Source organism: Kaistia defluvii (genome assembly GCF_026343955.1).
GTDB classification, from domain to species: domain Bacteria; phylum Pseudomonadota; class Alphaproteobacteria; order Rhizobiales; family Kaistiaceae; genus Kaistia; species Kaistia defluvii.
This window is the reverse complement of sequence record NZ_JAPKNI010000002.1, coordinates 356397-382221: the sequence shown is the minus strand read 5'-3', so window position 1 is coordinate 382221 and position 25825 is coordinate 356397. Positions and strand designations below refer to the sequence as shown.

Genomic DNA, 25825 nt, shown 5'->3' with positions numbered 1-25825 from the left:
GAACGGTCAGGCCGTTTCGCTCGCCCACTTTTCCGTGTCGATGCCGACGGCCTCGGCGATCGAGGGGATGCCCCGGCGGTCGAGGATGCGCGACAGCCCGGCCAGCATGGCGGCGGGCAGGCCGGGGCCGCCATAGACGAAGCCGGAATAGAGCTGCACCAGGTCGGCGCCAGCCGCGATCTTGGCGAAGGCGGTCTCCGCCGACTCGATGCCGCCGACGCCGATCAGCGGCAGATCCGGGCCGACCCGCTTGCGGAAACGGGCGAGTTGGATCGTCGATAGGCGGAACAGCGGCCGGCCGGAGAGGCCGCCGGCTTCCTTCGCCGTCGCGGCGTCGATCAGCTTCGGCCTCGAGATCGTCGTGTTCGAGATGATGACGCCGTCAATCCCGCGCGCCAGCGCCACCTCCGCCACGTCGGCAAGGCCGGCCTCATCCATGTCGGGCGCGATCTTCAACAGCACCGGCACGCGCCGCGACTGGGCGTCGCGCGCCGCGAGCACGCGCGACAGCAATTCGTCGAGCGCGCCGCGCGCCTGCAGGTCGCGCAGGCCGGGCGTATTGGGCGACGAGACGTTGACGGTGAAATAGGAGGCGAGATCGGAGAAGGTCTCGATGCCCGCGACATAGTCGGCGATGCGATCCGTGGCATCCTTGTTGGCGCCGATATTGACGCCGACGATGCCGCCCTTGCCGCGCCGCGCCTCGAGCCGGCGCCGCGCCGCCGCATGGCCTTCATTGTTGAAGCCGAGGCGGTTGATCACGCCATGGTCCTCGACGAGGCGAAACATGCGCGGCTTGGGATTGCCGGGCTGGGCCAGCGGCGTGACGGTGCCGATCTCGACGAAGCCGAAGCCCATCGCCAGCAGCGGATCCGGCACCTCGGCATTCTTGTCGAGGCCTGCCGCGATGCCCACGGGATTGGGAAAATCCAGCCCGAACAGTTTTCGCGCCAGGCGCGGATCGCGGTCCGGGCGGACCGACGGGTGCAGCCCCGACGACAGCACCTTGATCGAAAGGCCATGCGCCTTTTCCGGATCGATCCGGAACAGCAGCGGCCGGACGAGGCTGCCGAAGGCGCTCATGCGGCGAGCTCGGGGAAAATGTGGCTGCCATCCGTGCCGACCGGCAGCGCCTTGGTCCAGAGCACGGCGGAGAAATCGAGCGGGCCGTAGAGATGCGGGAACAGCGCGCCGCCGCGCGAGGGTTCCCATTTCAGCTTGTCGCCGAGCTTCTCGCCATCGACCGCGACCAGCAGCAGGTTGGTCTGGCCGTGGAAATATTTGTCGGCCGTCTCGCGCGCCTGCTCGGCGGTCGAGAAGTGGATGTAGCCATCGGCGTGGTCGATCGGCGCGCCGGTGAAGACGCCCGCGTCCTTAGCCTCGCTCCAAAGGGTGTCTGGCGCGATCTTGAAGATGATGGTCATGTGGGATCCTTGACAAGCTGGCCGCAAACTAGTCACGCCGCCACGCCGGAACAAGGGTCGCCTTGCCGCAAGCGTCAAAATGCCGGGCCGGCGGCTGGACAGGTCCGGCGCACGGGGATAAAAGCTGGTGGAAAGGGATATATTCCTTTCCGCAGCTTTCCAGGCGCGGGACGACGCGGGCGTGACCCGCATTCCCGGAGGTGTCCGCCATGTTGTCGCACGAGCGGATCTGGGCGGCGATCGATCGGCTGGCCGCCCGCAACGCCCTGACGACCTCGGGGCTGGCCCGCAAGGCCGGGCTCGACCCGACCACCTTCAACCGTTCCAAGCGGATCGCCGGCGACGGCCGGTTGCGCTGGCCCTCGACCGAAAGCATCTCCAAGATCCTCGACGCCACCGGCGAACCGCTCGACGGCTTCATGGAACTGATCGCGGCCAGGCGAACCACGCCGCCGGAGCAGGCCGGTCCCTTCCGCCATGTGCCGCTGCTGGGCTTTGCCCAGGCCGGCGCCGGCGGCTATTTCGACGATGGCGGTTTCCCGGTCGGACAGGGCTGGGACGAAGTGGCGATTCCCCAGACCAGCGCGACCGAAGGCGTCTATGCGCTCGAGGTCTCGGGCGAATCGATGATGCCGCTCTATCGCGCCGGCGACATCATCATCGTTTCGCCGACGGCCACCTGCCGCCCGGGCGACCGCGTCGTCGTGCGCACCCAGGGCGGCGAGGTCATGGCCAAGGTGCTGGCGCGCCGGACGGCCAAGAGCGTGGAACTGCTCTCGATCAATCCGGAACATCCAAGCCGCGAGATCGCCGCGCGCGAGATCGAGTGGATGGCCCGGATCATCTGGGCGAGCCAGTGAGGACGGCGCTCGCCGCATTCTGCCTCGCCGCGATGCTCGCCCTCGCCTTCATCATCACTTCCCAGATCGGCGGCCTCGACCGGGACGAACTCGCGGGGCTGATGGGTCCGCCCGCTTCCGGATCGGACCCGGCCGAGACGGACGCCGATCCTTTCGATGGCCAGCCTGTCAATCGCGACGATCCCGCCGGCGCCGTGCCGCCCGCTCCGCCGTCGTCCGGGGCCTTGCCGCCCCAGCCCGGAACGGTCGCGGAGACCACGCCGGGACTGCCACTACCCGCGCCTGCCGAGCCTGTCGCGCGCGCGACCCGAAATGTCACCGCGCCGGGCATGACCCCCGCCCCTTCGGGCAGCGGCCCGCTCGAACGCGAGGCGCTGCCGAAGAAGGCGCCGACGCCACCGCGCTGGAAAGCCTATGCGCCGGTGGTGGTGGAGGAAGCCGGGCTGCTCGATATCGGCCCGCGCAAGGTGCGGCTCGCCGGGATCAACACGCCCGCCGCCGACCGGCTCTGCAGCCCGCCCGCCAGCGATGGTACTGAGGCCAGGGTGGCCTGCTCTCATCTGGCGCTGGTGGCGCTCCGCCGGCGGATTCGCGCGTTTGGCGTCGAATGCCGGATTTCCGCCAACGAGACAGCCGATCCGGTCGTTGCGCCTTGCCGCATCGGCCCGACCGACCTTGCGCTCTGGCTGGTCGAACAGGGCTGGGCGCAGGCGGCGAAGCAAGCGCCCGAGGGCTATGTCGCCGCCGAGAAGGAAGCGCGCTGCGCCAGGCGTGGTGTGTGGCGGGAAGTCGAGACGCCGCCCGATTGCCTACAGAACTAGCGAGGCTTGCGGCTGCGAAAGCCGGTTACATAAGGCTTGGCAGGGGCGTTGATGCTGGAGATCCGATGCCGTTCCGGCCCTCAGCACCGGAAGCCGGAAATGCAGCTTGAATCAGACTCAGACCGTACGGGCCGGCTTGGCCAGGGTCTGCTTGCCGTCGGAGGGCTGCAGGCATTCCGGGGCGATATAGGGCCAGGACTGGATCTCGCAGCCCTTGCGACCGCCCACCGAAGCCTTGTCGAACAGCGTCAGCGCGGTCGGATCCTTGGCGCCGCTCGTGCGGCTGATGGCTTGTCCGCCATAGACCGTGACGCCGAACGCGACGAGCGCCGCGGTGGTGATCAGACTGATGGTAGTGCGCGTGGTGACTGCTGTCATTTTCGATCTGCGTCGCGTTAGACGCCCCCTGTTTCCCGTTGCAGGCCCAACGCCCGCTGTCGTGAGTTCGTTCCACCATGACGAAAGGGAAGAGTCAGTGATGGCCATCACAAACACCGGCATGGCGACCCATTCCCGCAGGGCATGCGACGGGGCGGCACGCTTCGGCCGCCGGATCGCAGGGCGGGATCGCGGGCGCAAACCGGCGCTCCTCGACCAGCCATCCGGCCGCTTTCAGCACAGTGCAGCAATTGGAATTGGCGCTTCCGCATCGCGGGGCCACCCCATAGTATGCCGGCCCAATCGAACCACCGGCAGGCCCTGATGCACGACCAGACCCAGACGATCCGCCCGCGCCTCTTTCTCGACAGCGCCGACAGGGCCGACTGGGACGAATGGCTGCCGACCGGCCTTTTCCAAGGCATCACCACCAACCCGACCCTTCTCGCCAATGCCGGCGTCGCCAACACGCTGGCCGAATTGAGCCGCCTTTCGCATGTCGCCTTCGAGGCCGACGTCGCCGAATTCCAGGCCCAGACCTGGGGCCGCAGCAGCGAAGCCCTGATCGCCAATGGCCGCATCCTCGCCGCGCTCGATCCGCGCATGGTGGTGAAGGTGCCGATCACCCGCGAAGGCGCCATCGCGGCCGCGACGCTGAAGGCCGAGGGCGTCCGCATCACCATGACGGCGGTCTACGCCGCGCACCAGGCGCTGAGCGCCGCCGCTCTCGGCGCCGATTACGTCGCCCCCTATCTCGGCCGCATGAACGATGCCGGCCGCGACGGCTTTGGCGAGATCGCCGCCATGCAGGAGATCCTGCGCGCTTCCGGCAGCGAAACCCGCGTGCTCGTCGCCAGCCTGCGCGCCGCCGACGACCTCGTCCGTCTCGGCCGGCTCGGCCTCGATACCTTCACCTTCTCGCCCGCAGTCGCCACGTCACTCTTCGCCGAAGACCTCACCGAGGCCGCAGCCGAAGCGTTCGAGACCGCTGCCGAGGGCTGACGCTTGCGCCAGCATCGATTTTGTTTAGAATTATTCTAAAGAAATCAACGCCAGCGAGGCATGAATGTCGCGACCCGCCCCCCGAGGCTATTCGGCCAGCCAGATCGCCCTGCACTGGGTGATCGTCGTGATGGTGCTCTTCCAGCTCATCTTCGGCGAGAGCATGTCGCACAGCGTCCGGGCCGCCCGGCGCGGCACGGCGCTTGACCCGTCCGACGCGACACTCGCGACCTTGCACATCTGGGTCGGCTTCGCCATCCTGGCCGCCGTCGCCATCCGCCTGGCGCTGCGGCTGCGCTTCGGCGCGCCGCCCCTGCCCCCCGGCTCTGCCCTGCTGGGGACGCTGGCCCGCCTCACCCATATCGCCTTCTATGTCCTGCTGGTGGCCGTGCCGGTGACCGGCATTCTGGCCTATTGGTTCATCCCGTCGCTGGGCGACGTGCACGAACTGGGCAAGCCCGCCTTCATCGTGCTGATCGCGCTGCATGCGGTGGCGGCGCTGTGGCATCAGTTCTGGCTGCGCGACGGCCTGCTGCTGCGCATGCTCAGGCCCGGAAGCTGACGGGTATCCTCATCCGCTCCGTCTCTACGATTGCTTCGGGACCCCCTTGGGCCGCTCCGCGCGCCAAGGGGGTGCTGCAGATATGCCCGCCGGCATAGCATCCTCAAGTTGCATAACTATGCCAATACACGACAACCCGAAGTATTCGACTGACGTATTCTCTACTCTCGTCGAATTCTCCCTCGACAAAGGTGCAAAACGGCAACAGCATCCCGTTGGGTAATATGTATATTGGGCTTACAGAATTACCTTCTCGCACAACTGGGAATGTCATGAAGCTCCTGCGTATCCTTTCGGCTACCACCGTCATCGCCTCTGGCATCGTTGCAGCCCAGGCGGCCGATCTCACCTACGAGCCCGCTCCCGCGGTCGTGGAAATCGCCCCGGTCGGCAACTGGACCGGCTTCTATGTCGGCGGCAGCATCGGTTATGCCTGGGGCAAGACCGACCAGACCGATGGCTTTGATGGCCTGATCACCGAGAATTCGGGCGACCTGAAGCCGGATGGCTTCATCGCCGGCCTGCAGATCGGCGGCGACTACCAGTTCCCGAGCAATGTCGTCATCGGCGCTCTGGTCGACGTGTACTATTCGAACGCCAAGGACACGTTCAACTTCGACGATGGCCTCGATAGCTACTCGACGGAATCCAAGCTCCAGTATTTCGGCACGGGCCGCGTCCGCGCCGGTTACGCAATGGACAAGTTCCTGCCCTACGTCACCGGCGGCTTTGCCTGGGCGCACAACAAGATCGACGACACGATTTATGGCACGGACAGCCAGATCCATTTCGGCTGGACCCTCGGCGCCGGCGTGGAATATGCCTTCACGCAGAATTGGACGCTCAAGGCCGAATACCTCTACACGGACTTCGGCTCCAAGACCTACACGTTCCCGGACGACAACGGTTCCTATGACGTCGGCCTGAAGTCGCAGACCGCCACCGTCGGCGTGAACTACCGCTTCTGATCGAAGCCCCGGATTTCTCGACACAGAGACCCCGCCGAGACGATCGGCGGGGTCTTTTTTGTTCCCCCGGCGGCCCGCCCAGGCGAGCGGCGCCGCGACGCCCTCCCTGTCGCCCGGGATTGGCGTGGATAGGGGACAGGGCCGCATTGACTCCTGCCAGGATGAGAACAAAATAGGAACATAGCTTTTTGGAGTTCCGCTGATGGCCGAAGCCGCCTACCCGATCGATCCGGCGCAGAGTGCCCTGGACCAGCGCGTCGACAGCCTGATGGCGGCGCACCAGGGCGATGCGCGGGCCGTGATCGAAACCCTGCTCCTGGCCATTGACGCGCGGGCCGCGCGAATCTCCTTCGGCTTCGTCCGGGGCCGGCTCCCGGGACCCGACAGCGGCGAAATCTGAGCGCGCCGACAATGGTTTTGCCGCGGCGAAAAGGAACGGGTTTTGCCGAGGCGAAAGGGAACGACGCCCGGTTGGCGGCGTTGACGATCCGGTGGCGGGCATCGTGCAATGTGGAGGGCCAGCAAATGGCGACGTCGACGGAACTGAAGGACAGCCTGCAGAAGATTTCTGCGCTCATGGGCCTGCTCCGCTCCGACTTCCTCGAATTGTCGGAAGCCAAGGGTCCCCTGCAGCGCGGCCCCGTCGTCGAGCATGTCCAGTGGATCGCCGACCAGTTGGACGCGTTGCGGGACCAGCTGGTCCCCGACAAGCCGGACGCCTCCCATGTCCGTGGCGAGCACCCGGCACATGGCGGGAACCTGCATTCGCCGGAAGCCGGGGAGCCCTCGAGACCCATGCCGCCCCACGATACGCGGCATCGGAGCGGGATGCATGAAACTCCGCCGGTCCCCGATGATCCGAAACGACCGGATGATGGTTCGCAGGATGCGCACCCTCAGCAGGGCCGGCCGGCGCCAGCGATGGACAAGGGCCACGCCGCAACGCCCCGGCATGAAGGGGCGTCCGTGCCGCCGCCGCCCGACGTGCCGAAGCCGTCCGAGGATGAGAAGCATCACTGACCTCCGACCATGACGGGCCCGGCGTGCCTTCGCGGGCCCTGCGGACCGGTTCTCCCAGCGCGTCGCATGGCGGCGCGCCCGCCCTCCATCCCGCCCTCCATGACGAGATGGACATCCATATCGACGCCAGCCGGGGCGGGCCCGGCCGCCTGCATCGTGAGCAGCCTTTCAGAAATGACGACGACGCTGCTGATGTCCGAATTGATCATTTGCGAAGTGCTGACCGCTTTGGAGCAGCACGAACCGGTGGATCTTCGCGCCTCCGCCCGCCGTTGCAAGGAGCGCCTGCCGGCACATGACGAGACGGAGGCCGAGCTGGGCCGGCGTCTGGAAAGACTGGCCATGGAATATGGCGCCGCCATCGTCATCGAGGGATAGCCGCTTCGGCCGGACTTCCTGCCCTCGCGGCCCGGCAGATCGGGCGGTCGAATGCGGCGTTTCCCCGCCTACCACCGCAAGAAATCCCGGGGCTGCGCGACACGTGCCTTGATCCTGGCGGGAGGAACCGGCTACAAACGATCCAGCCTCTTCGACGCATCGGATAGGCGGTTCATCCTGCCGTCCTCCATGGGTCGGGCGGATATGCGGGCGTAGTTCAGAGGTAGAACGTCAGCTTCCCAAGCTGAATGTCGTGGGTTCAATTCCCATCGCCCGCTCCATTCTTTCGAAGTTCCTCCGGTACAGGTTGGCCACCCGCTCGAAGGCCGCCTCCACGATGTTCGACGACCGTCATGCGTCTAAGCCGAAGGTACGCAAACTTTCGGATTGGCCAGATTGTCACGGAGCCTGAGGGGAAGGCTCGACAGGTCTCGCGCCACCATGACCACTTTCATCTTGCCGAAGTACCAGGAGCACGAAGCCGCCCCTGGCGGAAGCCGAGGCGGTGTCTCCGGCTCGGTCGTGAGTACGAACCAGACATTCGGCAAGCCTGAATCGGATTGCGAAGGCGTCTCCATCGGCATCCCTGTATCGGGCAGCCGAAGCACCGTGAGTTCGTCGGCACTGTCGACGTAGTACTTCAACTCCTTTTCAGCATGCGGAAAATTGGAATGTATGACGGCGCCCCGAACACCGGCATCATGCAGAAAGTTCGCGATGGGACGCCAATCATATTTGCGTTGCGACCCCAGCGTATCCGTAGCCTGCAAGACAACGCCGACGGTGAACAGCGCAATCAGGGGGACAGCAAGCCAACGGCTGCGCCTATCCGAGACAAGCGCGACGGCTCCCGACGATGCGAGAAGAACGACAGCAGGCATCATGCCAATCAGGTAGCGGCTTGTGACAGCCGTGACGGCTGAAATGCCGATGAAGACCAGAAAGGTCCCAATGGCGAGTCCCGCCAGATAGCGGTGCACCGTCGATCGCCGATTCACGATGAGCCCGGCAAACAGGAGAGCGAAGAGGATCCACATCAACATCGCTTCGAACGGCTGCGGCCAATACCGGTCTATGTCCTCGGGGACCCTGAAGCCATAGGTCCCATGAAGGATCTCCTTGGCCCTGCCCGTGACCGAAGCGCCCTTCTGCCACTTCATCAGTCCCTGGGGCTTGTTTGCCTGGACCCAGATGGATGGAATCAGAAAGGCGAAGGCCGCGATCCCTCCGATCCACGTTACCAGAATGTGCCGGATCCAAATCGGCCGCTCTGAATGTCCCCGGCGCGCGACACCAAGGAACAGCAGGCTGAGGTGTTGGATGGCGACGATGACCACGCTCGCCGGAATAGTCCAAACCGCGCCGAGCGTGCCGATCGTCGCGAGGGTTGCATGGCGCCGCGGGTCATCGGAACCCGCCAACAGCGCGATCTGTCCGAACATCGCCAGCGTCACAAAGAAGAGCTGAAGCGCATAGGGCCGCGCCTCCTGCCCATAGAGGATCAGGATCGGAAAGGCTGCATAGAGCAGAGTGGCAGGGACGACGGTGCTCCATCCTCCAACCCGGCGCGCGATAAGCGCGACCACCCCCCCAGCCGCCGCATCCAGGATCGCCGACGGCAATCGCAGCGCGAAGTCCGAACTACCCGCAAGACCAAGGGCCTTGAGCATGGCGAAGTAGGTGACGAAATGGCCCTGCGACAGCCTCTCGCGGGCCATGCGGCCCCATGTTCTCCCGATAGAATCGGCTGTGACCACCTCGTCAAACCAGAGCGGCAGATCGCCCAGAGTCGACAGGCGGACCATGAGACATAGGGCAAAGCCGACAAGGAACAGAAGAATGTCGGATCGTCGGTCCGCAGCATGACGATCGATGGACGTGCCGTTTTTCGAATACATCGAATTTTTGCCCCCGCGCCTCGTTCGATATGGCTGCAAATCGGCAAGGAACACAACTCGGCCCATGCTCTCTGGATGAAGAGCCTCATATCCTCGGATATCTGACGATCGCGGCGAGCAACCCACGAGACATCGGCGCCGGGAACCAAACGCCGGGGATCCCCGTTGGGTGCGTCGATGGGCAACTCTGTCTGCGCGACTGATGATCAGCTAGACAAGCTCAAAGCGTTTCATCTATCCGTGGTTTCTAGGGTTTTGGGTCTAGGTATCGACTGAGGCTTGTTCTTTGCGACTGCGGACCCCCGCTTCACAAGGCGTTTCAGGTCATTCGGGAAGGAATACACATGGGTTTGAGCAAATTCAGTTCGGCAGCCATGGCGCTGGTTTTCGCCGTATCGGCCATGCCGGTTCAGGCGGCACCGCTCATGCGGATCGATCCGGGTGCGAACACCGCGTCTGACGTCATCCAGGTCCAGGGCAGGCGCTGCCCGCCGCAGGGTTGCCGGCCCGGCGATCGCCCCGGTCGCCCTGGCCATGGCGGTCCCGGCTGGAATGGTCCCGGCCACGGCCCCGGACATGGCGGCCCCAACTGGAATCGCCCCAACAACCGTCCCGGCTACTGGAATGGTCACCATGGCTATCATGGTCCGCGCAACGGCTATCGCCGCCATAGCGACGGCTACTGGTATCCGCTGGCAGCGTTCGGTGTCGGCGCGCTGATCGGTGGCGCCATCGCCAACCAGGGCGGCCGCGAAGTCGCGCCGCCGAGCCTGTCGCGGGACCACCTGCGCTGGTGCGAGAACCGCTATCGCTCGTTCCGCGCGTCGGACAACACCTTCCAGCCCTATGAGGGTCCGCGCCAGGCTTGCGTCTCGCCCTACTATTGATCGATCGGCAACATGCCGGAAGAAGCCCGCCGCTTTGGCGGGCTTTTTTTGTCCGCAAGAGCTCGAACACGCCGACCGCGTCAGTTCCGCAGCACGACGCATGGGCCGCCCAGCTTCCGCAGCGCGTTGCAGAGCTGGTTCGCCCTGGCCAGCGTGTCGGCCGGCAGGCGCACCCGATAGAATGCACGCCGCCCCCGCCCGGCGAGGCGCGAGCCCAGGATCAGGGTCGGCTTGCCTTCCAGCAGCGAGGGATAGCGCGCCACCTGGCGGTGATAGGAGGCGATGGCCCGGCTCTTGGAGAAATTGCCGGAAAGCTGGACGCCGAATGGCGCATAGGCGCCCTCGATCAGCGACGGGCGATAGGCGCGAATCGCCGCCACCAGCGTGACGCAATCCCTCGTCTTCGGCTCGGCCCTGGCGGCCAAGGATTTCTGCTTAGCCGGATTCGGACCGGCGGATCTCGCCTCGGCCGGCCGCGGATCGGATGGTCGGGGCTCGACGCCCCCCGGCGGGTCCAGCACCTCGATCTCGCCGGCCTTCCAGTCCTGCACGCTGCGGCCGGTGACGAAGGCGACGTAATCCTCCGTCTCGGCCGGCAGGTACCCGCCGCGCTCGATCCAGCGCGCAAACCGGGTCGGGCCGGCATTGTAGGCTGCCGCGGCAAGACCGAGATTCCCAAACCGATCCTTCAGGCCTTTCAGATATTTAGCCGAGGCGGGAATCGCGAATTCCGGATCGAACGGATCGTCGAGCCCCTGCTCCTCGGCCGTGCCCGGCATGAACTGGGCGATGCCCTGCGCGCCGGCGCTGCTGGTCACATGCGCACGAAAACTGCTCTCGCGCCAGATCAGCCGGGTGAAATAATCGCGGGGCAGGCCCTGCGCGTCCGCCGCCGTCTCGATCAGCCGGCAGATCGTCTGCACCGTCGATTCCTCCGCCGCCCGCGCCGCAACGGGAAGAAGCGTGACACCGAGGAGGACCAGCCCGGCCAGAGCGGAGAGGCGAAGGACCATCAGGCCGCCCTCCCCGCCCGGTCAGACATAGGCGGACGGATGTTTCTGCGCGAAACCGAGATGGCCGCGCAGTTTCTCGAGCAGATCGGCGGCGGCTTCCGTGACCGGCGTGCCGGGCGGGAAGATCGCCGCGGCGCCCGCTTGCCGGAGCGCCTCGAAGTCGCCCGGCGGAATGACGCCGCCGACGACGATCATGATGTCCGGCCGTCCCTGCCGCGCCAGTTCGGCCTTCAGCTCCGGCACGAGGGTGAGATGGCCAGCGGCGAGCGAAGAGACGCCGACGACATGCACTTTTTCCGCGATCGCATGCGCCGCCACTTCCTGGGGCGTTGCAAACAGCGGCCCGATGACGACGTCGAAGCCGATATCGGCGAAGGCGGTGGCGATCACCTTCTGACCGCGATCATGCCCATCCTGGCCCATCTTGGCGACGAGGATGCGCGGCGGCCGGCCTTCGTCCTGGGTGAATTCCGAGACGAGGCCCGACAGACGCTCGATCGGCGCGGGATCCTGCCCGAATCCCTCGCGATAGACGCCGGAATTGACCTGGATGACCGCCTTGTGGCGCTTCCAGGCTTTCTCGAGCGCCGCAGAGATCTCGCCCACCGTCGCCTTGGCGCGGGCAGCCTCGACCGCAAGCGCCAGCAAATTGCCCTCGCCGGAGCGGGCCGAGCCTGACAGCGCCGCGAGCGCAGCTTCCACCGCGGCCGGATCGCGCTCGGCACGCAGCTGGCGCAGCTTCTCGATCTGCTGCGCGCGGACGGAGGAATTGTCGACCTTCAGCACGTCGATCGCGGGCTCGTCGTCGAGGCGGTACTTGTTGACCCCGACCACGGTCTGCTGGCCGGAATCGATGCGCGCCTGCGTCTTCGCCGCCGCCTCCTCGATGCGCAGCTTCGGAATGCCGGCCTCGATCGCCTTGGCCATGCCGCCGAGCTTTTCGACCTCGTCGATATGCGCCATGGCGCGCGCGGCCAGCTGCGCCGTCAGCGCCTCGACGTAATAGGAGCCGCCCCAGGGATCGATGATCCGCGTCGTGCCGCTCTCCTGCTGCAGGAAGAGCTGGGTGTTGCGGGCGATGCGGGCGGAGAAATCGGTCGGCAGCGCCAGAGCCTCGTCGAGCGCGTTGGTATGCAGCGACTGGGTATGGCCCTGCGTCGCGGCCATCGCCTCGATCGTGGTGCGGACGACATTGTTGTAGACGTCCTGCGCCGCCAGCGACCAGCCCGAGGTCTGGCAATGGGTGCGCAGCGCCAGCGACTTTTCGTTCTTCGGCGCGAACTGGCTGACCAGCTTCGCCCAGATCAGGCGCGCGGCGCGCATCTTGGCGACTTCCATGAAGAAGTTCATGCCGATCGCCCAGAAGAATGACAGGCGCGGCGCGAACTGGTCGATGTCGAGCCCCGCCGCCAGACCGGCGCGGATATATTCGACCCCGTCGGCGAGCGTATAGGCGAGCTCGAGGTCCTGCGTCGCGCCGGCTTCCTGCATGTGATAGCCGGAAATCGAGATCGAGTTGAACTTCGGCATGTGCTGCGAGGTATAGGCGAAGATGTCGGAGATGATCCGCATCGACGGTTCCGGCGGGTAGATATAGGTGTTGCGGACCATGAACTCCTTGAGGATGTCGTTCTGGATCGTGCCGGAGAGCTTTTCGGTCGGCACACCCTGCTCCTCGGCGGCGACGATATAGAGCGCCAGGATCGGCAGCACCGCGCCGTTCATCGTCATCGACACGCTCATCCGGTCGAGCGGGATGCCGGAGAAGAGCGTGCGCATGTCATAGATCGAGTCGATCGCCACGCCGGCCATGCCGACATCGCCGGCGACGCGCGGATGATCGCTGTCATAGCCGCGATGGGTGGCGAGATCGAAGGCGACGGAAAGCCCCTTCTGCCCGGCGGCGAGATTGCGCCGGTAGAAGGCGTTCGAATCCTCGGCGGTGGAGAAACCGGCATATTGCCGGATCGTCCAGGGCTGGTTGACATACATGGTCGGATAGGGCCCGCGCAGGAACGGCGCGGCGCCGGGGAAGCTGTCGATCGCCTCCAGTCCCTCGCGGTCGGCGGCGGTGTAGAGAGGCTTCACCGCGATCTCTTCCGGGGTCAGCCAAGGCACGCCCTCGGCCGGCGCCGAAAGCGGCGCGTCGGCGAAGGGAATCGACGAAAAATCCGGAACGCGGGTCATGGCTGGGCCTCGATCCCATCGAGCAGTTTCGCGGGATAATCCGTGATGTCGCAACCGGCGAAGAGGAAGGCCTCGACGCCGGCATGGCGATAGGCCGTCTCGCGATCGCCCGGCCGTCCGGCGAGGGCGACATGGTCGAACCCTGCCTCGACCAGCCGCCGCGCCGCCACCTCGGCCAGCGTCTCGCCCTCATAGGTGGCGTGACCGGTTTCGCTTTCATACACCTCGTCCGAGGCGCAGAGGCAGGCGGCCGCCGTGCCGGAGTCGCGCGCGGCGGCGACCAGCGCGTCGAGCGAGGCGAACCCCTCCTGCATCGGCGCCGCGATGCCCGCCGCCTCGAACACGCCCCTGGCGAAGCCGGCCCGGGCGCTGAACGAGGCCGCCTTGCCGAGCGTCGCCAGAAAGACGGACGGACGCCGGCCGTTCACGTCAGCCAAGGCATCGGCCCGGTCGCGCAACTGCTCGAACGGCTCGGCGGTACGCCGCGATACGAGACACGAGGGATCGTGAGGCACGGACGGCGCCGGCGGTGCGGGCGCCAGGATCGTGACCGGCGCCTCGGCGAGGTTGGGGAATTCGCTGGTGCCGGTGATGGGCGACTTGCGGCGGCGCACGTCGCGCTCGCGCCTTGCCGCGACGGTGCGGATCTCGCCGGCCACCCAGCCGGAGGCAAGGGCCATCGCCATCCCGCCCTGCCGCTCGATCTCCTGGAAAATCGCCCAGCCCTTGTCGCAGAGCGCATCGGTCAGCGCCTCGAAGCCACCGGCGCCAGCCGCGGGATCGACGACATGACCAAGGCCGGATTCTTCCAGCAGGATCGTCTGCGTGTTGCGCGCGATCCGCCTTGCGCCCGCATCCGCAAGGCCGAGCGGCGCGGTGAAGGGCAGCACCGTCACGCTGTCGGCGCCGCCGAGGCCTGCGGAAAATGCTGCGACCGTGCTGCGCAGCATACTCACATGCGGATCGCGCCGTGTGGTCATGCGAAAGCTGGTTTCGGCGTCAAGCCGGATCGGCTTCGGCTCTAGGCCGCAGGCATCCTCGACCCGCGCCCAGAGACGGCGCAGCGCCCGGAACTTGGCGATGGTGAGGAATTCGTCGGCATCGGCGGCCAGCAGGAACGATATCAGGCCCCGCGCCCGGTCGAGCGCGACGCCGCGCGCCTCCAGCCCGCGCAGGCCGGCGACCGCTGCGGCAATCGTCAGCGCCAGTTCCTGCGCTTCGGAAGCGCCCGCATCGTGATAGGGACGCCCGTCCGCCCGCAGCAGACGGGCTCCCGCCTCCGGCCCGAAAAGGCCGGCCAGTTCCACCGCGCCATCCAGCGCGGCATCGATGCCGTCGTCGCCATCGCGCGCCAGCACCGAGAACGGATCGATGCCGAGATCGAGAGAAAGGCTGTCGAGATCGAGGCCCTGGCCGCGCACGAGCGCCAGGACGGAACGGGCCGCCTCGACGCCCGATGGACCCGCCTCCAGGCGCAGCGAGACGAGATCCAGCATGACGCCGTCGAGAGCGGCCGCGACTGTCGCCCCATCGGCGGCGACAAGGCCGAAGCCGCGCGCGGAAGCCGCATCGGCGAAGACCAGCGCCAGGCCGCTGGCGCCCTGGTTCAGATCCTCCAGCGCCTGAAGGCTCGCCGCCCCCGCCTCCGGCAGATCGATGCGCTGGACGACGCGCCAGGCGCCAGTCTTGGCGCGGACGGGCCGGGCGCGGCTGCCCTCGGCCTTGGGGTAGAGCGGTTCGATGCGGATATCGTCGGCGGTGTGGGAGACCAGCTTCGCCTCGAAATCGGCCCCCTGGATCGCCTTCAGCGCCCTTTCGCGCCAGGCGGATTCGGCGCTGCGAATCTCGGGTGTCGCCTGTGGCCTGCTCATTGCCGCCTCGATCCTTGCCGGTTCCGTCCTGCCGTTTCGACCATGGATAGGCCGTGGCGCGCTTGGGTTCAACGGGCGAACCCGTCGCGCCCGGGCAAGCCGATGGAACAAAGTCGCCACCTATGAATTGATGCTTCGATAAGCCGATCGGTTCTATTGGGAAATTGTTCGAAAGGATGATCGTACCGTGACCCGTCTCATCACAAAGATCTGCGCCGGCACGCTCGCCGCCGCCTTCCTGTTCTCGGTGCCATTGCCGGCCATGGCCTTGCCGGCCGTCGCCGATCCCGGCATCCGCCCGGACGCCGCCTCCAACGTGCTCGATGTGCAGTATCGTCACCGCGGTCGCGACTACTATCCGCGCCATCGCCCGGGCTATCGGCCCGGCTACCGCCCTGGCTATCGGCCGGGCTACTGGAATGGCCATTACGGCTATCGTTACCAGCGGCCGGGCTATCGCTACTACAATGGCTGGTGGTACCCGCTGGCGGCCTTCGGCGTCGGCGCGGCGGTCGGATCCGCCATCGCCCAGCCGACCTATCGCGGCGGTTATTCCAGCGCCCATTACCAGTGGTGCGAAAATCGCTACCGTTCGTACAGGGCTTCGGACAACACGTTCCAGCCCTATAATGGTCCGCGCCAGCAATGCGTCTCGCCCTACTGAGGCGAAGCACCCTCTGAATGACAAAGCCCGCCAAATGGCGGGCTTTGTTTTGTGCGCGATTGGCAGCGAGCCCTTACACTTCGCGGTGCGATTCCAGGAACCAGAGCGACTTGTCGAGGCTGCGCGAGAAGGCGGTCAGGATATCGGCGCTGTCGGCATCCCCGATATCCGCAGCCTTGTCGATGCCCTTGCGGACCTCGTTCGCGACCTGCGCATAATGCTCGATCAACTGCGCCAGATGATCCTTGATCGCCGAGATATCGGTCGGATAGGGCTTGAGCCTGGTGGCGCCCGAGACCGACTGGATCGTCCCGAGCGCAAAACCGCCCAGCTGCGCAACCCGCTCGGCCACGGTGTCGACATGGCCGTCCAGATCGGCGCGGAACGTGTCGAGCATCTCGTGAATGGCGATGAACTGCGGGCCCTTCAGGTTCCAGTGCGCCTGCTTGGTGACCAGCGAGAGATCGATGCCGTCCGCCAATACGGCGTTCATCAGCTCGATCGCGGCGGTCTTCGTGTTGGACTTCAGATCAATCGAGGATTTCAGGGGCGCCATCGCTTTTTCCTTCTGCAGATTGACAAAACCGTCTTCCGATAATGCTCGCACGGCGATATCGATCCCTCGTGCCGCCCGGCCAGACCCGTTGTAGACAATAGCCAGGGACAACGCATGCGCGAAGTCCGACGCATGCAACCCGGACATTCGTCTGGCCGCAACGCCTAGGCTGCGCTAGGACGGTCGCCACAGGGACGATGTCGAAGAGGACAACATGAAAAGCGTGATCTGCGTGGAACCGGGCCGGCTGGAGTTCGTCGAGCGTCCCGACCCGGAAGCGCCCGAGGCGGGCTATGCCGTCGTCGACATCAAGCATGTCGGCATTTGCGGCACCGATTACCACATCTTCGAGGGCAAGCACCCCTTCCTCGAATACCCGCGCGTCATGGGCCATGAGCTTTCCGGCGTTGTCTCGGCGGTCGGACCGGGCGGCACGCTCAAGGTCGGCACGCCGGTCGTGATCAATCCCTATATCGCCTGCGGCCATTGCGTCGCCTGCCGCAAGGGCAAGCCGAACTGCTGCACCTCGATCCGGGTGCTCGGCGTCCATACCGATGGCGGCATGGCCGAGAAGATCACGATGCCGGAAGGCAATCTCTATCCGGCCGAGGGCCTGTCGTTGCGCGACGCGGCCATGGTCGAGTTCCTGGCGATTGGCGCGCATGCCGTCCGCCGCTCGCAGCCGGAAGGCGGCCGCGCCCTCGTCGTCGGCGTCGGACCGATCGGTATCGGCGTGGCGATCTTCGCCCGCATCGCCGGGCTCGAGGTGACGCTGCTCGATTCGAGCGAGGAGCGGCTCGCCTTCGCCCGCGACACGCTCGGCTTCGCGAACACCGCCCTGACCGGCCCCGACGCGCAGGCGACGCTGATGGAACAGACCCAGGGCGACGGCTTCGACGTCGTCTACGACGCGACCGGCAATGCGCAGGCGATCGAGGCCGGCTTCGCCCTGGTCGCGCATGGCGGCGCCTATGTGCTGGTATCGATCGTCAAGGACAGGATCAGCTTCTCCGATCCCGAATTCCACAAGCGCGAGATGATGCTGATCGGCAGCCGCAACGCCACCAAGGCCGATTTCGACCATGTCGTCGCCTCGATCAAGGCCGGCCTGGTGCCGCTCGACGCGCTCGCCACCCACAGCACGACGCTGGACAGGCTCACCACCGACATGCCGGTCTGGAGCCATGACAAGCGCGGCCTTATCAAGGCGATCATCGCCGTCTGACGCGCCGCTTCCCGGCAAAATCCCGCTTTGACAGCGCTGTCCGAATGCAGGACGGTGCTGTCCCAATTTTATCCGGAATCAACCGCAACGGCATAGGAGCGGACGATGGAATATCGGCAACTCGGCAATTCGGGCCTGAAGGTCTCGGTGCTGACCATGGGCACCATGACCTTCGGCGCCAAGGGCGATTTCGCCAAGGTCGGCAACATCACCGATGTCGGCGAAGCCCGGCGCCAGATCGAGATGGTGATCGACGCCGGCGTCAACCTGCTCGACACGGCGAACGTCTACTCGGCCGGCGATTGCGAGGCGATCATTGGCGACGCGCTGGGCGGCAAGCGCAAGAACGACGTACTGATCGCCACCAAGGCGCGCTTCCCCATGGGCGACGGCCCGAACAATCGCGGCCTGTCGCGCTATCACCTGATCCGCGAATGCGAGGCCAGCCTCAAGCGGCTGAAGACCGACGTCATCGATCTCTACCAGGTGCACCAGTGGGACGGCGTGACGCCGCTGGAAGAGACGCTGGAAGCGCTCGACAGCCTCGTGCGCCAGGGCAAGGTCCGCTATATCGGCTGCTCCAACTATTCCGGCTGGCACCTCATGAAGGCGATGGAGATCGCCCGCCGCGACAACCGCATCCCCTTCATCTCGCAGCAGATCCACTACACGCTGCAGGCGCGCGAGGCGGAGCAGGAACTGGTGCCGATCAGCATCGACCAGAAGCTCGGCATCCTGGTCTGGAGCCCGATCGCCGGCGGCTTGCTCTCGGGCAAGCATCGCCGCGACAAGGAAACCCCGAAGGGCAGCCGCCTGTCGCAGGGCTGGACCGAGCCGCCAATCCACGACTGGGACCGTCTCTGGGACATCGTCGACGAGCTGGTTTCGATCGCCGACGCGCGCGGCGTTTCCGGCGCGCAGGTGGCGCTCGCCTGGCTGCTCGGCCGTCCCGGCGTCACCTCGGTGATCATCGGCGGCCGCACGGAGGCGCACTTCAAGGACAACCTCGCCGCCGCCGAGCTGAAGCTCACGGCCGAGGAGCGCGCCCGCCTCGACAAGGTCAGCCAGAAGCCGCTGGATTACCCCTACTGGCACCAGGTCGCCGCCGCCAAGGACCGCCTCGGCGCGGCCGACCTCGCCTTCCTGCAGCCCTATGTGAACGGCTGAGGCGGGTGACTTCGAACTGAGAAAAGGCCCGGCATGACCGGGCCTTTTTTCCACCGCAAGACCCACGCTCCGGTGTCAGAACGCCCCCACCTCTGGCGTCATCGGCGCGAAAGCGAGATCCATGCAGCTGGGGATTCGGGGGCTGGCGGGCCACGCGCACGGCGGAATGGATCCCGGGTCGAGCCCGGGATGACGGCGAGGGCATGGCAATCGGAGGGCAACCGTCCGCTGTGAAAACCACCCGGTCCCAACGGCCGCCGCAGCCGCCAACCGCGGCAAGACCCTAGAACTTGTAGTTCAGGCCCGCCTTGACCGCGTTGGTGGTCACGCCGGCTTCGGACTGCGCCCCGGTGCCTTCGAAGATCGTCTTCTTGCCGAGATCGACATAGTCATATTCGAGCCGGCCGGTGAGGTTCTTGGTGAAGCCATATTCGACGCCCGCGCCGGCCGTCCAGCCGATCGCCCACTGGCTGTCCGAGCCGAGCCCGGCCTGCTTGGCCTCGATGTCGCCATAGGCGATGCCGCCCTTGCCGTAGAACAGCCACTTGTCATAGGTGAAGCCGATGCGGCCGGTGGTCGAGCCGATCCAGTTCAGATCGAGCGCCGCGCTGCCTGCCGTGTCGCTGAGCCCGCTATAGGCGATGTCCGTCTCGAAGCCGACCAGCCAGGGATCGGCCTGGTAGTTGTAGCCGGCCTGCACGCCAAACAAGCCGCCGCTCAGGCTGTCGAGGAAATCGGCGTCCTTGGTGCCGCCACCCCAGCCATAGCCGCCATGCACGCCGGCATAGAAACCGTTCCAGTCGAAACCGGCCGGGGCCGCGGGAGCCACCGGGGCCGGAGATTCATACGCGATGTCCGCGGCGGAAGCCGCGCCCGAAAGCGCCAGCAGGGCAACGCCCGCCAAGATCCATTGCTTCATCACGTACCCTCTCGACCGGAAACGCCGTCGATACCCGCCGCCCGGATCCAAAATGTCGCCCAAAAAAGGCGTCACGGTGGCTCATCCAGCCCAGAAATCGGTATCCACGGCCCTCCCGTCAAGACAAGCGGGCGTGAGCCTGACGAAGAGTCATGCAGCGAAGCATCCTTGCAACAGGCATTCGACGGAATCCCGAAACAATCCGCAGCGGGCGACGCCCCTCAGCGGACGAGGATCGCCCTGAAGTCATTGACGTTTGTCAGCGTCGGTCCCGTGACGACCAGGCGTCCGAGCGCCTCGAAGAAGCCGTAGCCGTCATTATCGGCCAGACGTGCCACCGGGTCGATGCCCCTCGCCCGTGCCGCGTCCAGGATGCGGGCGTCGATCCATGCGCCGGCATTGTCCTCGGAGCCGTCAATGCCGTCCGTATCGCAGGCGATCGCGGCGATCCCCTTGTGGCCGCCGAGCGCGACGGCCAGCGCCAGCAGGAACTCGGCATTGCGCCCGCCCCGGCCCTTTCCCCGCACCGTCACGGTGGTTTCGCCGCCCGAGAGGATCACGCAGGGCTTCGCCGCCGGCTGGTCATGCGCCGCCGCGTAGGTGCCGATCGCCGCCAGCACGCGCGCCACGTCGCGCGCCTCGCCCTCCAGCGCGTCGCCCAGCACCAGGGGCGCCAGCCCGATGGCGCGTGCGGCCTCGGCCGCCGCGTCCAGCGCCATTTTCGGCGTGGCCAGCATTTCGATCGTCCCGCCCTCGCCCGCCGTAACCGCATTGGCGCGGATCGCCTGCTCGATGCGCGGCTCGATCGCGATGCCGTATTCGGCCAGGATTGCCAGCGCCCCCTCGGGATCGGAGGCTTCCGGAATGGTCGGTCCGGAGCCGATCGCGCCGGGATCGTCGCCCGGCACGTCGGAGATCAGATAGGTCACCCGCCGCGCCTTCGCGGCGGCAGCGTCGAGGCGGCCGCCCTTGATCGCCGAGAGCGCCTTGCGCACGCGGTTCATGGCGCCAATCGGCGCGCCGCTCTTCAGCAGCGCCCGGTTCAGCGCCTGCTTGTCTTCCAGGCTCACGCCCGGCGCCGGCAGCGCCAGCAGCGACGAGGCGCCGCCCGACATCAGGAAGACGACGAGATCGTCCGGCCCGGCCGTGCCGGCATAATCGAGAATGCGCTGCGCCGCCGCCATGCCGGCCGCGTCGGGAACCGGATGCGACGCCTCCACCACCTCGACGAAGCGGGTCGGCGTGCCATGGCCATAGCGGGTGACGGCGAGGCCTTCGGGAGCCGGGTTGCCGGCCGCCTCCCAGGCGTCCTCGAACGCCCGCACCATGCGCGCCGCGCCCTTGCCGGCGCCGAGCACGATGGTCCGCCCCTTCGGCGCCTCCGGCAGCCGGCCCGCGAACCGGCCATCCGGCAGTGAGGCCGCCAGCGCCGCGTCGAACAGCGCGCGAAGAATGGCCTCGTCGGCCGAATTCGTATCGATTGTCATGTCTGTTGTCTTCTGGCTCAGTCGCGCACGCCGACGACATAGTCCTGGATCTGGTCGACGATGGCGCCCGTCATCGGGATGGCGGCGTCGCTCATCAGGAACAGCGCCAGGCGGGCGACGTCCTCCGGCTTGATCAGCCGGCCCCAGGGCATCATCGCCTCGGCCTCTTCCAGCCAGCCTTCGCCCTTGCCGAGCTTGACCGCCTGCATCTCGCGCTCGCCCGGCGTGTCGGCCCAGCCGAGATTGATGCCGTTGACGCTGATCCGGTCGAAACGGTGCGAATGGGCGGCGTTCTTGGTCAGGATCGACAGCGCCGCCTTGGACGAGGCATAGACGCCGAGTTCCGGGGTACCGCCATAGGCGTTGACCGAGAGGATGTTCACGATGGTGCCCGGCGCGCCGCGCGACTTCAGATGCTGGATGACGCCCTGCATCAAGAACATCGGCGTGCGCACATTGGTGGCGAACACCTTGTCGAAGAAGTCGATATCGGCGTCGGCGATCGAGCCGCGATCCGTGCTGGCGGCGGCGTTGACGAGGCCGTCGACATGGTCGAACCGGTCGAGCGTCGCGTCCATGACGATTTCGGCCGCGTCGGAATCGGCGAGATCGACCGAGACGAAGCCGCCACCGACGCCGAGCGCCTCCAGTTCGGCCACGACATCCGCGCCGCGCTGCGGATTGCGCCCGACCAGCATCACGCCTTCCGCGCCCGAATGCGCCGCCTCCAGCGCCACGGCCCGGCCCACGCCCTGCGTGCCGCCGGTCACCAGAAGGATCTTGCCGTCCACACGCGCTTCCATCGTCGCTTCCCTGCCCGTTTCGCTGTTCGCCAGCGGATCTGATTGTTCGCTCTTGCCCCCGGCGCGCCGTCGCGGCACGCTGGCTCGACGGGCGGAGACATGATCCGTGAGCGATCCTAGCCGGGCTCGTTCCGGCGATGCAACTCGTGCGCGCCCCGCTTCGAGCCGAAAGCCGTCAGGCGCCAAACCGGAATCGCCCATGCCTCAGCCTCCCAGACCGCCGAAGGATGCCGCCGCCGCGCGCATCGCGGAGGCCCGCATCGCCCTGGCCGCGCTCGAACGGCTGCCCGAGGCGATCCGGCCTGCGGACGAGGCGAGCGCCTATGCCGTGCAGGCCGCCGTGCACCAGCGCCTGGCGACGAGCCGCTATGGCCGGCGGATCGGCTGGAAGATCGGCTGCACCACGAAGGTGATGCATGCCTATCTCGGCATCCCGAACCCTTGCGCCGCTGGCCTGTTCGAGGGCACGCGGCATGCTTCCGGCGTGGCGATCTCGGCGGCTGGGTTCCGCCATGTCGGCATCGAATGCGAGATCGCGGTCCAGCTCGCGCGCGACCTGCCGGCGACCGGCGCGCCGTTCACGGCGGAGCGTGTCGCGGATGCGGTCGGCAGCGTGATGGCGGCGATCGAGCTGGTCGACGACCGCTATGCCGACTGGCGCCAGACCGACACGCCGACGCTGATCGCCGACGATTTCTTCGCGGCCGGCTGCGTGCTGGGCGAGCCATTGTCGCTGGCCGACGCGCCGGATCTCGCCGCCGTCGTCGGCGTGACGCTGATCAACGATGTCGAGGTCGGCCGCGGCGTCGGCGCCGACGTGCTCGGCCATCCGTTCCAGGCGCTCGCCTGGCTCGCCAGCAGCCTCGCGGCACGAGGCGAAAGGCTGCGGGCGGGAGACATCGTGCTGACCGGCAGCCTGGTCGAAACCCGCTGGCTCAATGCCGGCGACCGGGTGGAGATCGAAATCGCGGGGCTTGGCGGGGTTTCGCTGACGGTTTCCGAGTAGGCGCTGAAAGCAAGCCCCTCACCCCACCCTCTCCCGCAAGCGGGCGAGGGCTTTTCCGCCGGCGGCCTTTATTCAGAACGAGCCCAGACGGCCGCGATCGCCCCCTCTCCCGCCACGCGGGAGAGGGCTGGGGTGAGGGTCTTGTCCGGCAACCCTACCGAAAATGCTTCGAGAGCTTCAGGCCCTGGGCCTGGTAGTTGGAGCCGAGGTCGCTGCCGTAGAGCTTTTTCGGACGTTCCGACATCGTCTCGTAGACGAGGCGGCCGACCGTCTGGCCATGTTCGAGGATGAACGGCACCTCATGGCTGCGCACCTCGAGCACGGCGCGGCTGCCGGCGCCGCCGGCTGCCTGATGGCCAAAGCCCGGATCGAAGAAGCCGGCATAGTGGACGCGGAATTCGCCGACCAGCGGGTCGAAGGCGACCATTTCGGCGGCATAATCCGGCGGCACATGCACGGCTTCGCGCGAGACCAGGATGTAGAACTGGTCGGGATCCAGGATCAGCTCGGCCTTGCCGCGCACCGGGATCGGCTCCCAGTAGTCGAGCACGTCGCAGGCGGCGCGCTTGTCGACGTCGACGACGCCGGTATGGCGCTTGGCGCGATAGCCGATGATGCCGTTCGAGCCCTCGAGATCGATCGAAAGCAGCAGCCCGCCGGAAGCGCGGAACGCGCCATCGACCAGCGGCTCGCGCGCGTTGAGGGCAGCCAGTTCGGTATCATTCAGATGGGTGTCGCCGCGGCGGAACCGGATCTGCGACAGGCGCGAGCCGGTGCGCGCGACGATCGGGAAGGTGCGCGGGGAAACCTCGAGGTAGAGCGGGCCCTGATAGCCGGCGGGAATCGTGTCGAAGGACTGCGCCCGGTCGGTGATGACGCGGGTGAAGATGTCGAGCCGGCCGGTCGAGGATTTCGGGTTGGCCGAAGCCTGGATATCGGCCGGCAGCGCCAGCCCTTCGAGCAGCGGCACGATGTAGACGCAGCCGGTCTCCAGCACCGATCCGGCGGAGAGGTCGATCTCGTGCAGCGTGAGTTCGGCGAGGCGGTCCTTCACCAGCACGTTCGGGCCCGGCAGGAAGCTGGCGCGGACGCGATAGGCGACGGCGCCAAGGCGCAGGTCGAGGCTCGCCGGCTGCACCTGGTCGGCATCCAGCGGCCGGTCGATGACGATTTCGCCCAGGGCGAGGCTCGCCCGGATCTGCTCGGCCGAGAGAATTCCGATTGCTGCTTCGCTTGACATGCCCGCTCCGTGACCCATGCCACTGCATAGGCGAGCAGATGCACTGCGGCAAGTCGTTACCAGACTCCCGTTGACGCCAGGCCACCACGGGCATATCAGGAAACGCATCACCCGTGGTCTATTTGAGCCGACCGGCTTGCCGCCACGTTAAACAATGTCGCTAAAAGGTCGGTTGCCGGAAATCCGACATCCGATTTTTGCCCGACCTCGCGTCGGGTTTTTCTTGATCGGGATCAGAGCCAAATGTCCGAAGACAAAGCCAAGCGCCCTCGCCGCCCCGCCACCCAGCTCGTGCATGGCGGCACCCTCCGTTCGCAGTTCGGCGAAATCTCGGAAGCGATGTTCCTGACCCAGGGCTTCGCCTATGACACGGCCGAAGCCGCCGAGGCGCGCTTCAAGGGCGAGGACCCCGGCTTCATCTATTCGCGCTTCTCCAACCCGACCACCTTCATGTTCGAGGAGCGCATCCGCCTGCTCGAGGGCGCCGCCGCCGCGCGCTCGACCGCCAGCGGCATGGCCGCCGTCACCGCCGCGCTGATGTGCATGCTGAAGGCGGGCGACCACGTCGTCGCCGCCAAGGCGCTGTTCTCGTCCTGTCTCTATGTCGTCGAAGACCTGCTGCCGCGCTTCGGCGTGCAGTCGACGCTGGTCGACGGCACCGACCTCAACCAGTGGCGCGACGCCGTGCGGCCGAACACCAGGGCGTTCTTCCTGGAAAGCCCGACCAATCCGACGCTCGAAGTGATCGACATCGCGGAGGTCGCCAAGATCGCGCATGAGGCCGGCGCGCTGCTGATCGTCGACAATGTGTTCGCCACCCCGATCTGGCAGCAGCCGATCAAGCTCGGCGCCGACGTCGTCGTGTATTCCGGCACCAAGCATATCGATGGCCAGGGCCGGGTCCTGGGCGGCATCATCCTTTCGGCCGATGAAGCCTATGTCACCGACCACCTGCACAATTTCCTGCGACAGACCGGCCCGACACTGTCGGCCTTCAACGCCTGGGTTCTGCTGAAGGGGCTGGAGACGCTGGATATCCGCGTCCGCCGCCAGACCGAGAGCGCGGCCAGGATCGCCGACGCGATGGCCAGGCACCCGAAGGTGGCGAAGCTGATCTATCCCGGACGCGCCGACCATCCGCAGGCCGATGTCGTCAGGAAGCAGATGGGCGCCGGCTCGACGCTGATCGCCTTCGAGGTCGAGGGCGGCAAGGAAGCGGCCTTCCGCGTCGCCAGCGCCATGGAGGTCGTCACGATCTCCAACAATCTCGGCGACGCCAAGAGCCTGATCACCCATCCCTCCACGACGACGCACCAGCGGCTCTCGGAAGAGGCGCGGCTCGGCTTCGGCATCACGCCGGGCATGCTGCGCCTGTCGATCGGCCTCGAAGACGCCGACGACCTCATCGAGGACATCACCCTGGCGCTCGACCAGGCCTGATCCCCCGACAGGAAGAAAGCCGCCGGAGGCGCCCGCCCCGGCGGCTTTT

Annotated in this window: 26 protein-coding genes, 1 tRNA gene and 1 riboswitch; of the genes, 15 read left to right on the top strand and 12 right to left on the bottom strand. The window is 66.7% G+C overall.

The features are described from left to right. Nucleotides 1–6: 6 nt before the first annotated feature. Together OSH10_RS06205 and OSH10_RS06200 are read right to left on the bottom strand one after the other, a co-directional pair. Nucleotides 7–1083 carry a quinone-dependent dihydroorotate dehydrogenase gene (locus tag OSH10_RS06205; RefSeq protein WP_266330760.1) on the bottom strand — a complete coding sequence of 359 codons (1077 nt, stop codon included), beginning with the start codon at nt 1081–1083 and terminating at the stop codon, nt 7–9. After that, the gene (locus OSH10_RS06200; protein ID WP_266330759.1) at nt 1080–1424 is read right to left on the bottom strand and encodes a DUF952 domain-containing protein; all 345 of its coding nucleotides are present in this window, start codon (nt 1422–1424) and stop codon (nt 1080–1082) included. The genes OSH10_RS06205 and OSH10_RS06200 overlap by 4 nt, the downstream gene beginning before the upstream one ends. Nucleotides 1425–1633: 209 nt before the next feature. Here OSH10_RS06200 and OSH10_RS06195 point away from each other — a divergent pair, with 209 nt between their 5' ends. Both OSH10_RS06195 and OSH10_RS06190 read left to right on the top strand, forming a co-directional pair. Further along, a complete protein-coding gene (locus OSH10_RS06195) occupies nt 1634–2284 on the top strand; it encodes a S24 family peptidase (RefSeq protein ID WP_266330758.1) in 651 nt (216 codons plus the stop codon). Continuing rightward, nucleotides 2251–3105 (top strand): hypothetical protein, encoded by an 855-nt coding sequence (locus OSH10_RS06190; RefSeq protein ID WP_266330757.1) that lies wholly within the window; start codon nt 2251–2253, stop codon nt 3103–3105. The genes OSH10_RS06195 and OSH10_RS06190 overlap by 34 nt, the downstream gene beginning before the upstream one ends. A gap of 117 nt (nt 3106–3222) precedes the next feature. On the opposite strand, the gene OSH10_RS06185 is transcribed toward OSH10_RS06190, so the two are convergent. Further along, entirely contained in the window at nt 3223–3483 is a 261-nt protein-coding gene (locus OSH10_RS06185; protein WP_266330756.1) for a hypothetical protein, read from the bottom strand. 324 nt (nt 3484–3807) lie between these two features. Here OSH10_RS06185 and OSH10_RS06180 point away from each other — a divergent pair, with 324 nt between their 5' ends. The 7 genes from OSH10_RS06180 (at nt 3808) to OSH10_RS06150 (ending at nt 7694) form a co-directional block, all read left to right on the top strand. Beyond that, entirely contained in the window at nt 3808–4485 is a 678-nt protein-coding gene (locus OSH10_RS06180) for a transaldolase family protein (protein WP_266330755.1), read from the top strand. A 64-nt stretch (nt 4486–4549) separates the two neighbouring features. Beyond that, the gene (locus OSH10_RS06175; RefSeq protein WP_266330754.1) at nt 4550–5047 is read left to right on the top strand and encodes a cytochrome b; all 498 of its coding nucleotides are present in this window, start codon (nt 4550–4552) and stop codon (nt 5045–5047) included. A gap of 272 nt (nt 5048–5319) precedes the next feature. Further along, on the top strand, nt 5320–6015 hold the full coding sequence (locus OSH10_RS06170; protein WP_266330753.1) for an outer membrane protein: 696 nt from the start codon (nt 5320–5322) through the stop codon (nt 6013–6015). 202 nt (nt 6016–6217) lie between these two features. Next, nucleotides 6218–6415, top strand: a complete 198-nt coding sequence (locus OSH10_RS06165; protein ID WP_266330752.1) for a hypothetical protein — start codon at nt 6218–6220, stop codon at nt 6413–6415. An 11-nt stretch (nt 6416–6426) separates the two neighbouring features. After that, nucleotides 6427–7035 (top strand): hypothetical protein, encoded by a 609-nt coding sequence (locus OSH10_RS06160; RefSeq protein ID WP_266330751.1) that lies wholly within the window; start codon nt 6427–6429, stop codon nt 7033–7035. Nucleotides 7036–7209: 174 nt separating this feature from the next. Then, nucleotides 7210–7413 (top strand): hypothetical protein, encoded by a 204-nt coding sequence (locus OSH10_RS06155; RefSeq protein WP_266330749.1) that lies wholly within the window; start codon nt 7210–7212, stop codon nt 7411–7413. A 206-nt stretch (nt 7414–7619) separates the two neighbouring features. Then, nucleotides 7620–7694, top strand: a tRNA-Gly gene (locus OSH10_RS06150). 78 nt (nt 7695–7772) lie between these two features. Here the strand turns inward: OSH10_RS06150 and OSH10_RS06145 are convergent. After that, entirely contained in the window at nt 7773–9311 is a 1539-nt protein-coding gene (locus tag OSH10_RS06145) for a glycosyltransferase family 39 protein (RefSeq protein WP_266330747.1), read from the bottom strand. Nucleotides 9312–9649: 338 nt separating this feature from the next. Between OSH10_RS06145 and OSH10_RS06140 the strand changes: the two genes are divergently transcribed. Beyond that, entirely contained in the window at nt 9650–10198 is a 549-nt protein-coding gene (locus OSH10_RS06140; RefSeq protein WP_407660690.1) for a BA14K family protein, read from the top strand. A gap of 80 nt (nt 10199–10278) precedes the next feature. Here the strand turns inward: OSH10_RS06140 and OSH10_RS06135 are convergent, their stop codons facing one another. The 3 genes from OSH10_RS06135 to OSH10_RS06125 are packed head-to-tail and all read right to left on the bottom strand — an operon-like array spanning nt 10279 to nt 15269. Then, a complete protein-coding gene (locus tag OSH10_RS06135; protein WP_266330745.1) occupies nt 10279–11211 on the bottom strand; it encodes a lytic transglycosylase domain-containing protein in 933 nt (310 codons plus the stop codon). Between the two features lie 21 nt (nt 11212–11232). Next, a complete protein-coding gene (scpA, locus tag OSH10_RS06130) occupies nt 11233–13398 on the bottom strand; it encodes a methylmalonyl-CoA mutase (RefSeq protein ID WP_266330744.1) in 2166 nt (721 codons plus the stop codon). Continuing rightward, nucleotides 13395–15269: a methylmalonyl-CoA mutase subunit beta gene (locus OSH10_RS06125; protein ID WP_266330743.1), complete on the bottom strand. Its 1875-nt coding sequence runs from the start codon at nt 15267–15269 to the stop codon at nt 13395–13397. Before OSH10_RS06125 ends, scpA begins: the two co-directional genes overlap by 4 nt. Before the next feature lie 187 nt (nt 15270–15456). On the opposite strand from OSH10_RS06125, the gene OSH10_RS06120 reads away from it, so the two are divergent. Next, nucleotides 15457–15933 (top strand): BA14K family protein, encoded by a 477-nt coding sequence (locus OSH10_RS06120; RefSeq protein ID WP_266330742.1) that lies wholly within the window; start codon nt 15457–15459, stop codon nt 15931–15933. A 73-nt stretch (nt 15934–16006) separates the two neighbouring features. On the opposite strand, the gene dps is transcribed toward OSH10_RS06120, so the two are convergent. Then, entirely contained in the window at nt 16007–16636 is a 630-nt protein-coding gene (gene dps / locus OSH10_RS06115) for a DNA starvation/stationary phase protection protein Dps (RefSeq protein WP_407660678.1), read from the bottom strand. Between the two features lie 67 nt (nt 16637–16703). On the opposite strand from dps, the gene OSH10_RS06110 reads away from it, so the two are divergent. Together OSH10_RS06110 and OSH10_RS06105 are read left to right on the top strand one after the other, a co-directional pair. After that, nucleotides 16704–17714, top strand: a complete 1011-nt coding sequence (locus OSH10_RS06110; protein WP_266330741.1) for a zinc-binding alcohol dehydrogenase family protein — start codon at nt 16704–16706, stop codon at nt 17712–17714. Between the two features lie 105 nt (nt 17715–17819). Continuing rightward, complete coding sequence (locus OSH10_RS06105; protein WP_266330740.1) at nt 17820–18881, top strand: aldo/keto reductase; 1062 nt, start codon at nt 17820–17822, stop codon at nt 18879–18881. A gap of 283 nt (nt 18882–19164) precedes the next feature. Here the strand turns inward: OSH10_RS06105 and OSH10_RS06100 are convergent, their stop codons facing one another. The 3 genes from OSH10_RS06100 to OSH10_RS06090 all read right to left on the bottom strand — a co-directional run bounded on the left by OSH10_RS06100 (nt 19165) and on the right by OSH10_RS06090 (nt 22090). Continuing rightward, nucleotides 19165–19800, bottom strand: coding sequence for an outer membrane protein (locus tag OSH10_RS06100; RefSeq protein ID WP_266330739.1), 636 nt, complete (start codon nt 19798–19800; stop codon nt 19165–19167). Between the two features lie 221 nt (nt 19801–20021). Next, entirely contained in the window at nt 20022–21287 is a 1266-nt protein-coding gene (locus tag OSH10_RS06095) for a glycerate kinase type-2 family protein (RefSeq protein WP_266330738.1), read from the bottom strand. Nucleotides 21288–21304: 17 nt separating this feature from the next. Continuing rightward, nucleotides 21305–22090, bottom strand: a complete 786-nt coding sequence (locus OSH10_RS06090; protein ID WP_266330737.1) for an SDR family oxidoreductase — start codon at nt 22088–22090, stop codon at nt 21305–21307. A gap of 199 nt (nt 22091–22289) precedes the next feature. Between OSH10_RS06090 and OSH10_RS06085 the strand changes: the two genes are divergently transcribed. Further along, the gene (locus OSH10_RS06085; protein WP_266330736.1) at nt 22290–23096 is read left to right on the top strand and encodes a 2-keto-4-pentenoate hydratase; all 807 of its coding nucleotides are present in this window, start codon (nt 22290–22292) and stop codon (nt 23094–23096) included. A 154-nt stretch (nt 23097–23250) separates the two neighbouring features. Here OSH10_RS06085 and OSH10_RS06080 read toward each other — a convergent pair whose 3' ends face one another. Continuing rightward, nucleotides 23251–24336 carry a 2'-deoxycytidine 5'-triphosphate deaminase gene (locus tag OSH10_RS06080; protein ID WP_266330734.1) on the bottom strand — a complete coding sequence of 362 codons (1086 nt, stop codon included), beginning with the start codon at nt 24334–24336 and terminating at the stop codon, nt 23251–23253. Nucleotides 24337–24439: 103 nt separating this feature from the next. Next, nucleotides 24440–24520: riboswitch (SAM riboswitch) on the top strand. Between the two features lie 59 nt (nt 24521–24579). Here OSH10_RS06080 and OSH10_RS06075 point away from each other — a divergent pair. Beyond that, nucleotides 24580–25776: an O-succinylhomoserine sulfhydrylase gene (locus OSH10_RS06075; RefSeq protein WP_266330733.1), complete on the top strand. Its 1197-nt coding sequence runs from the start codon at nt 24580–24582 to the stop codon at nt 25774–25776. Nucleotides 25777–25825 lie beyond the last annotated feature (49 nt).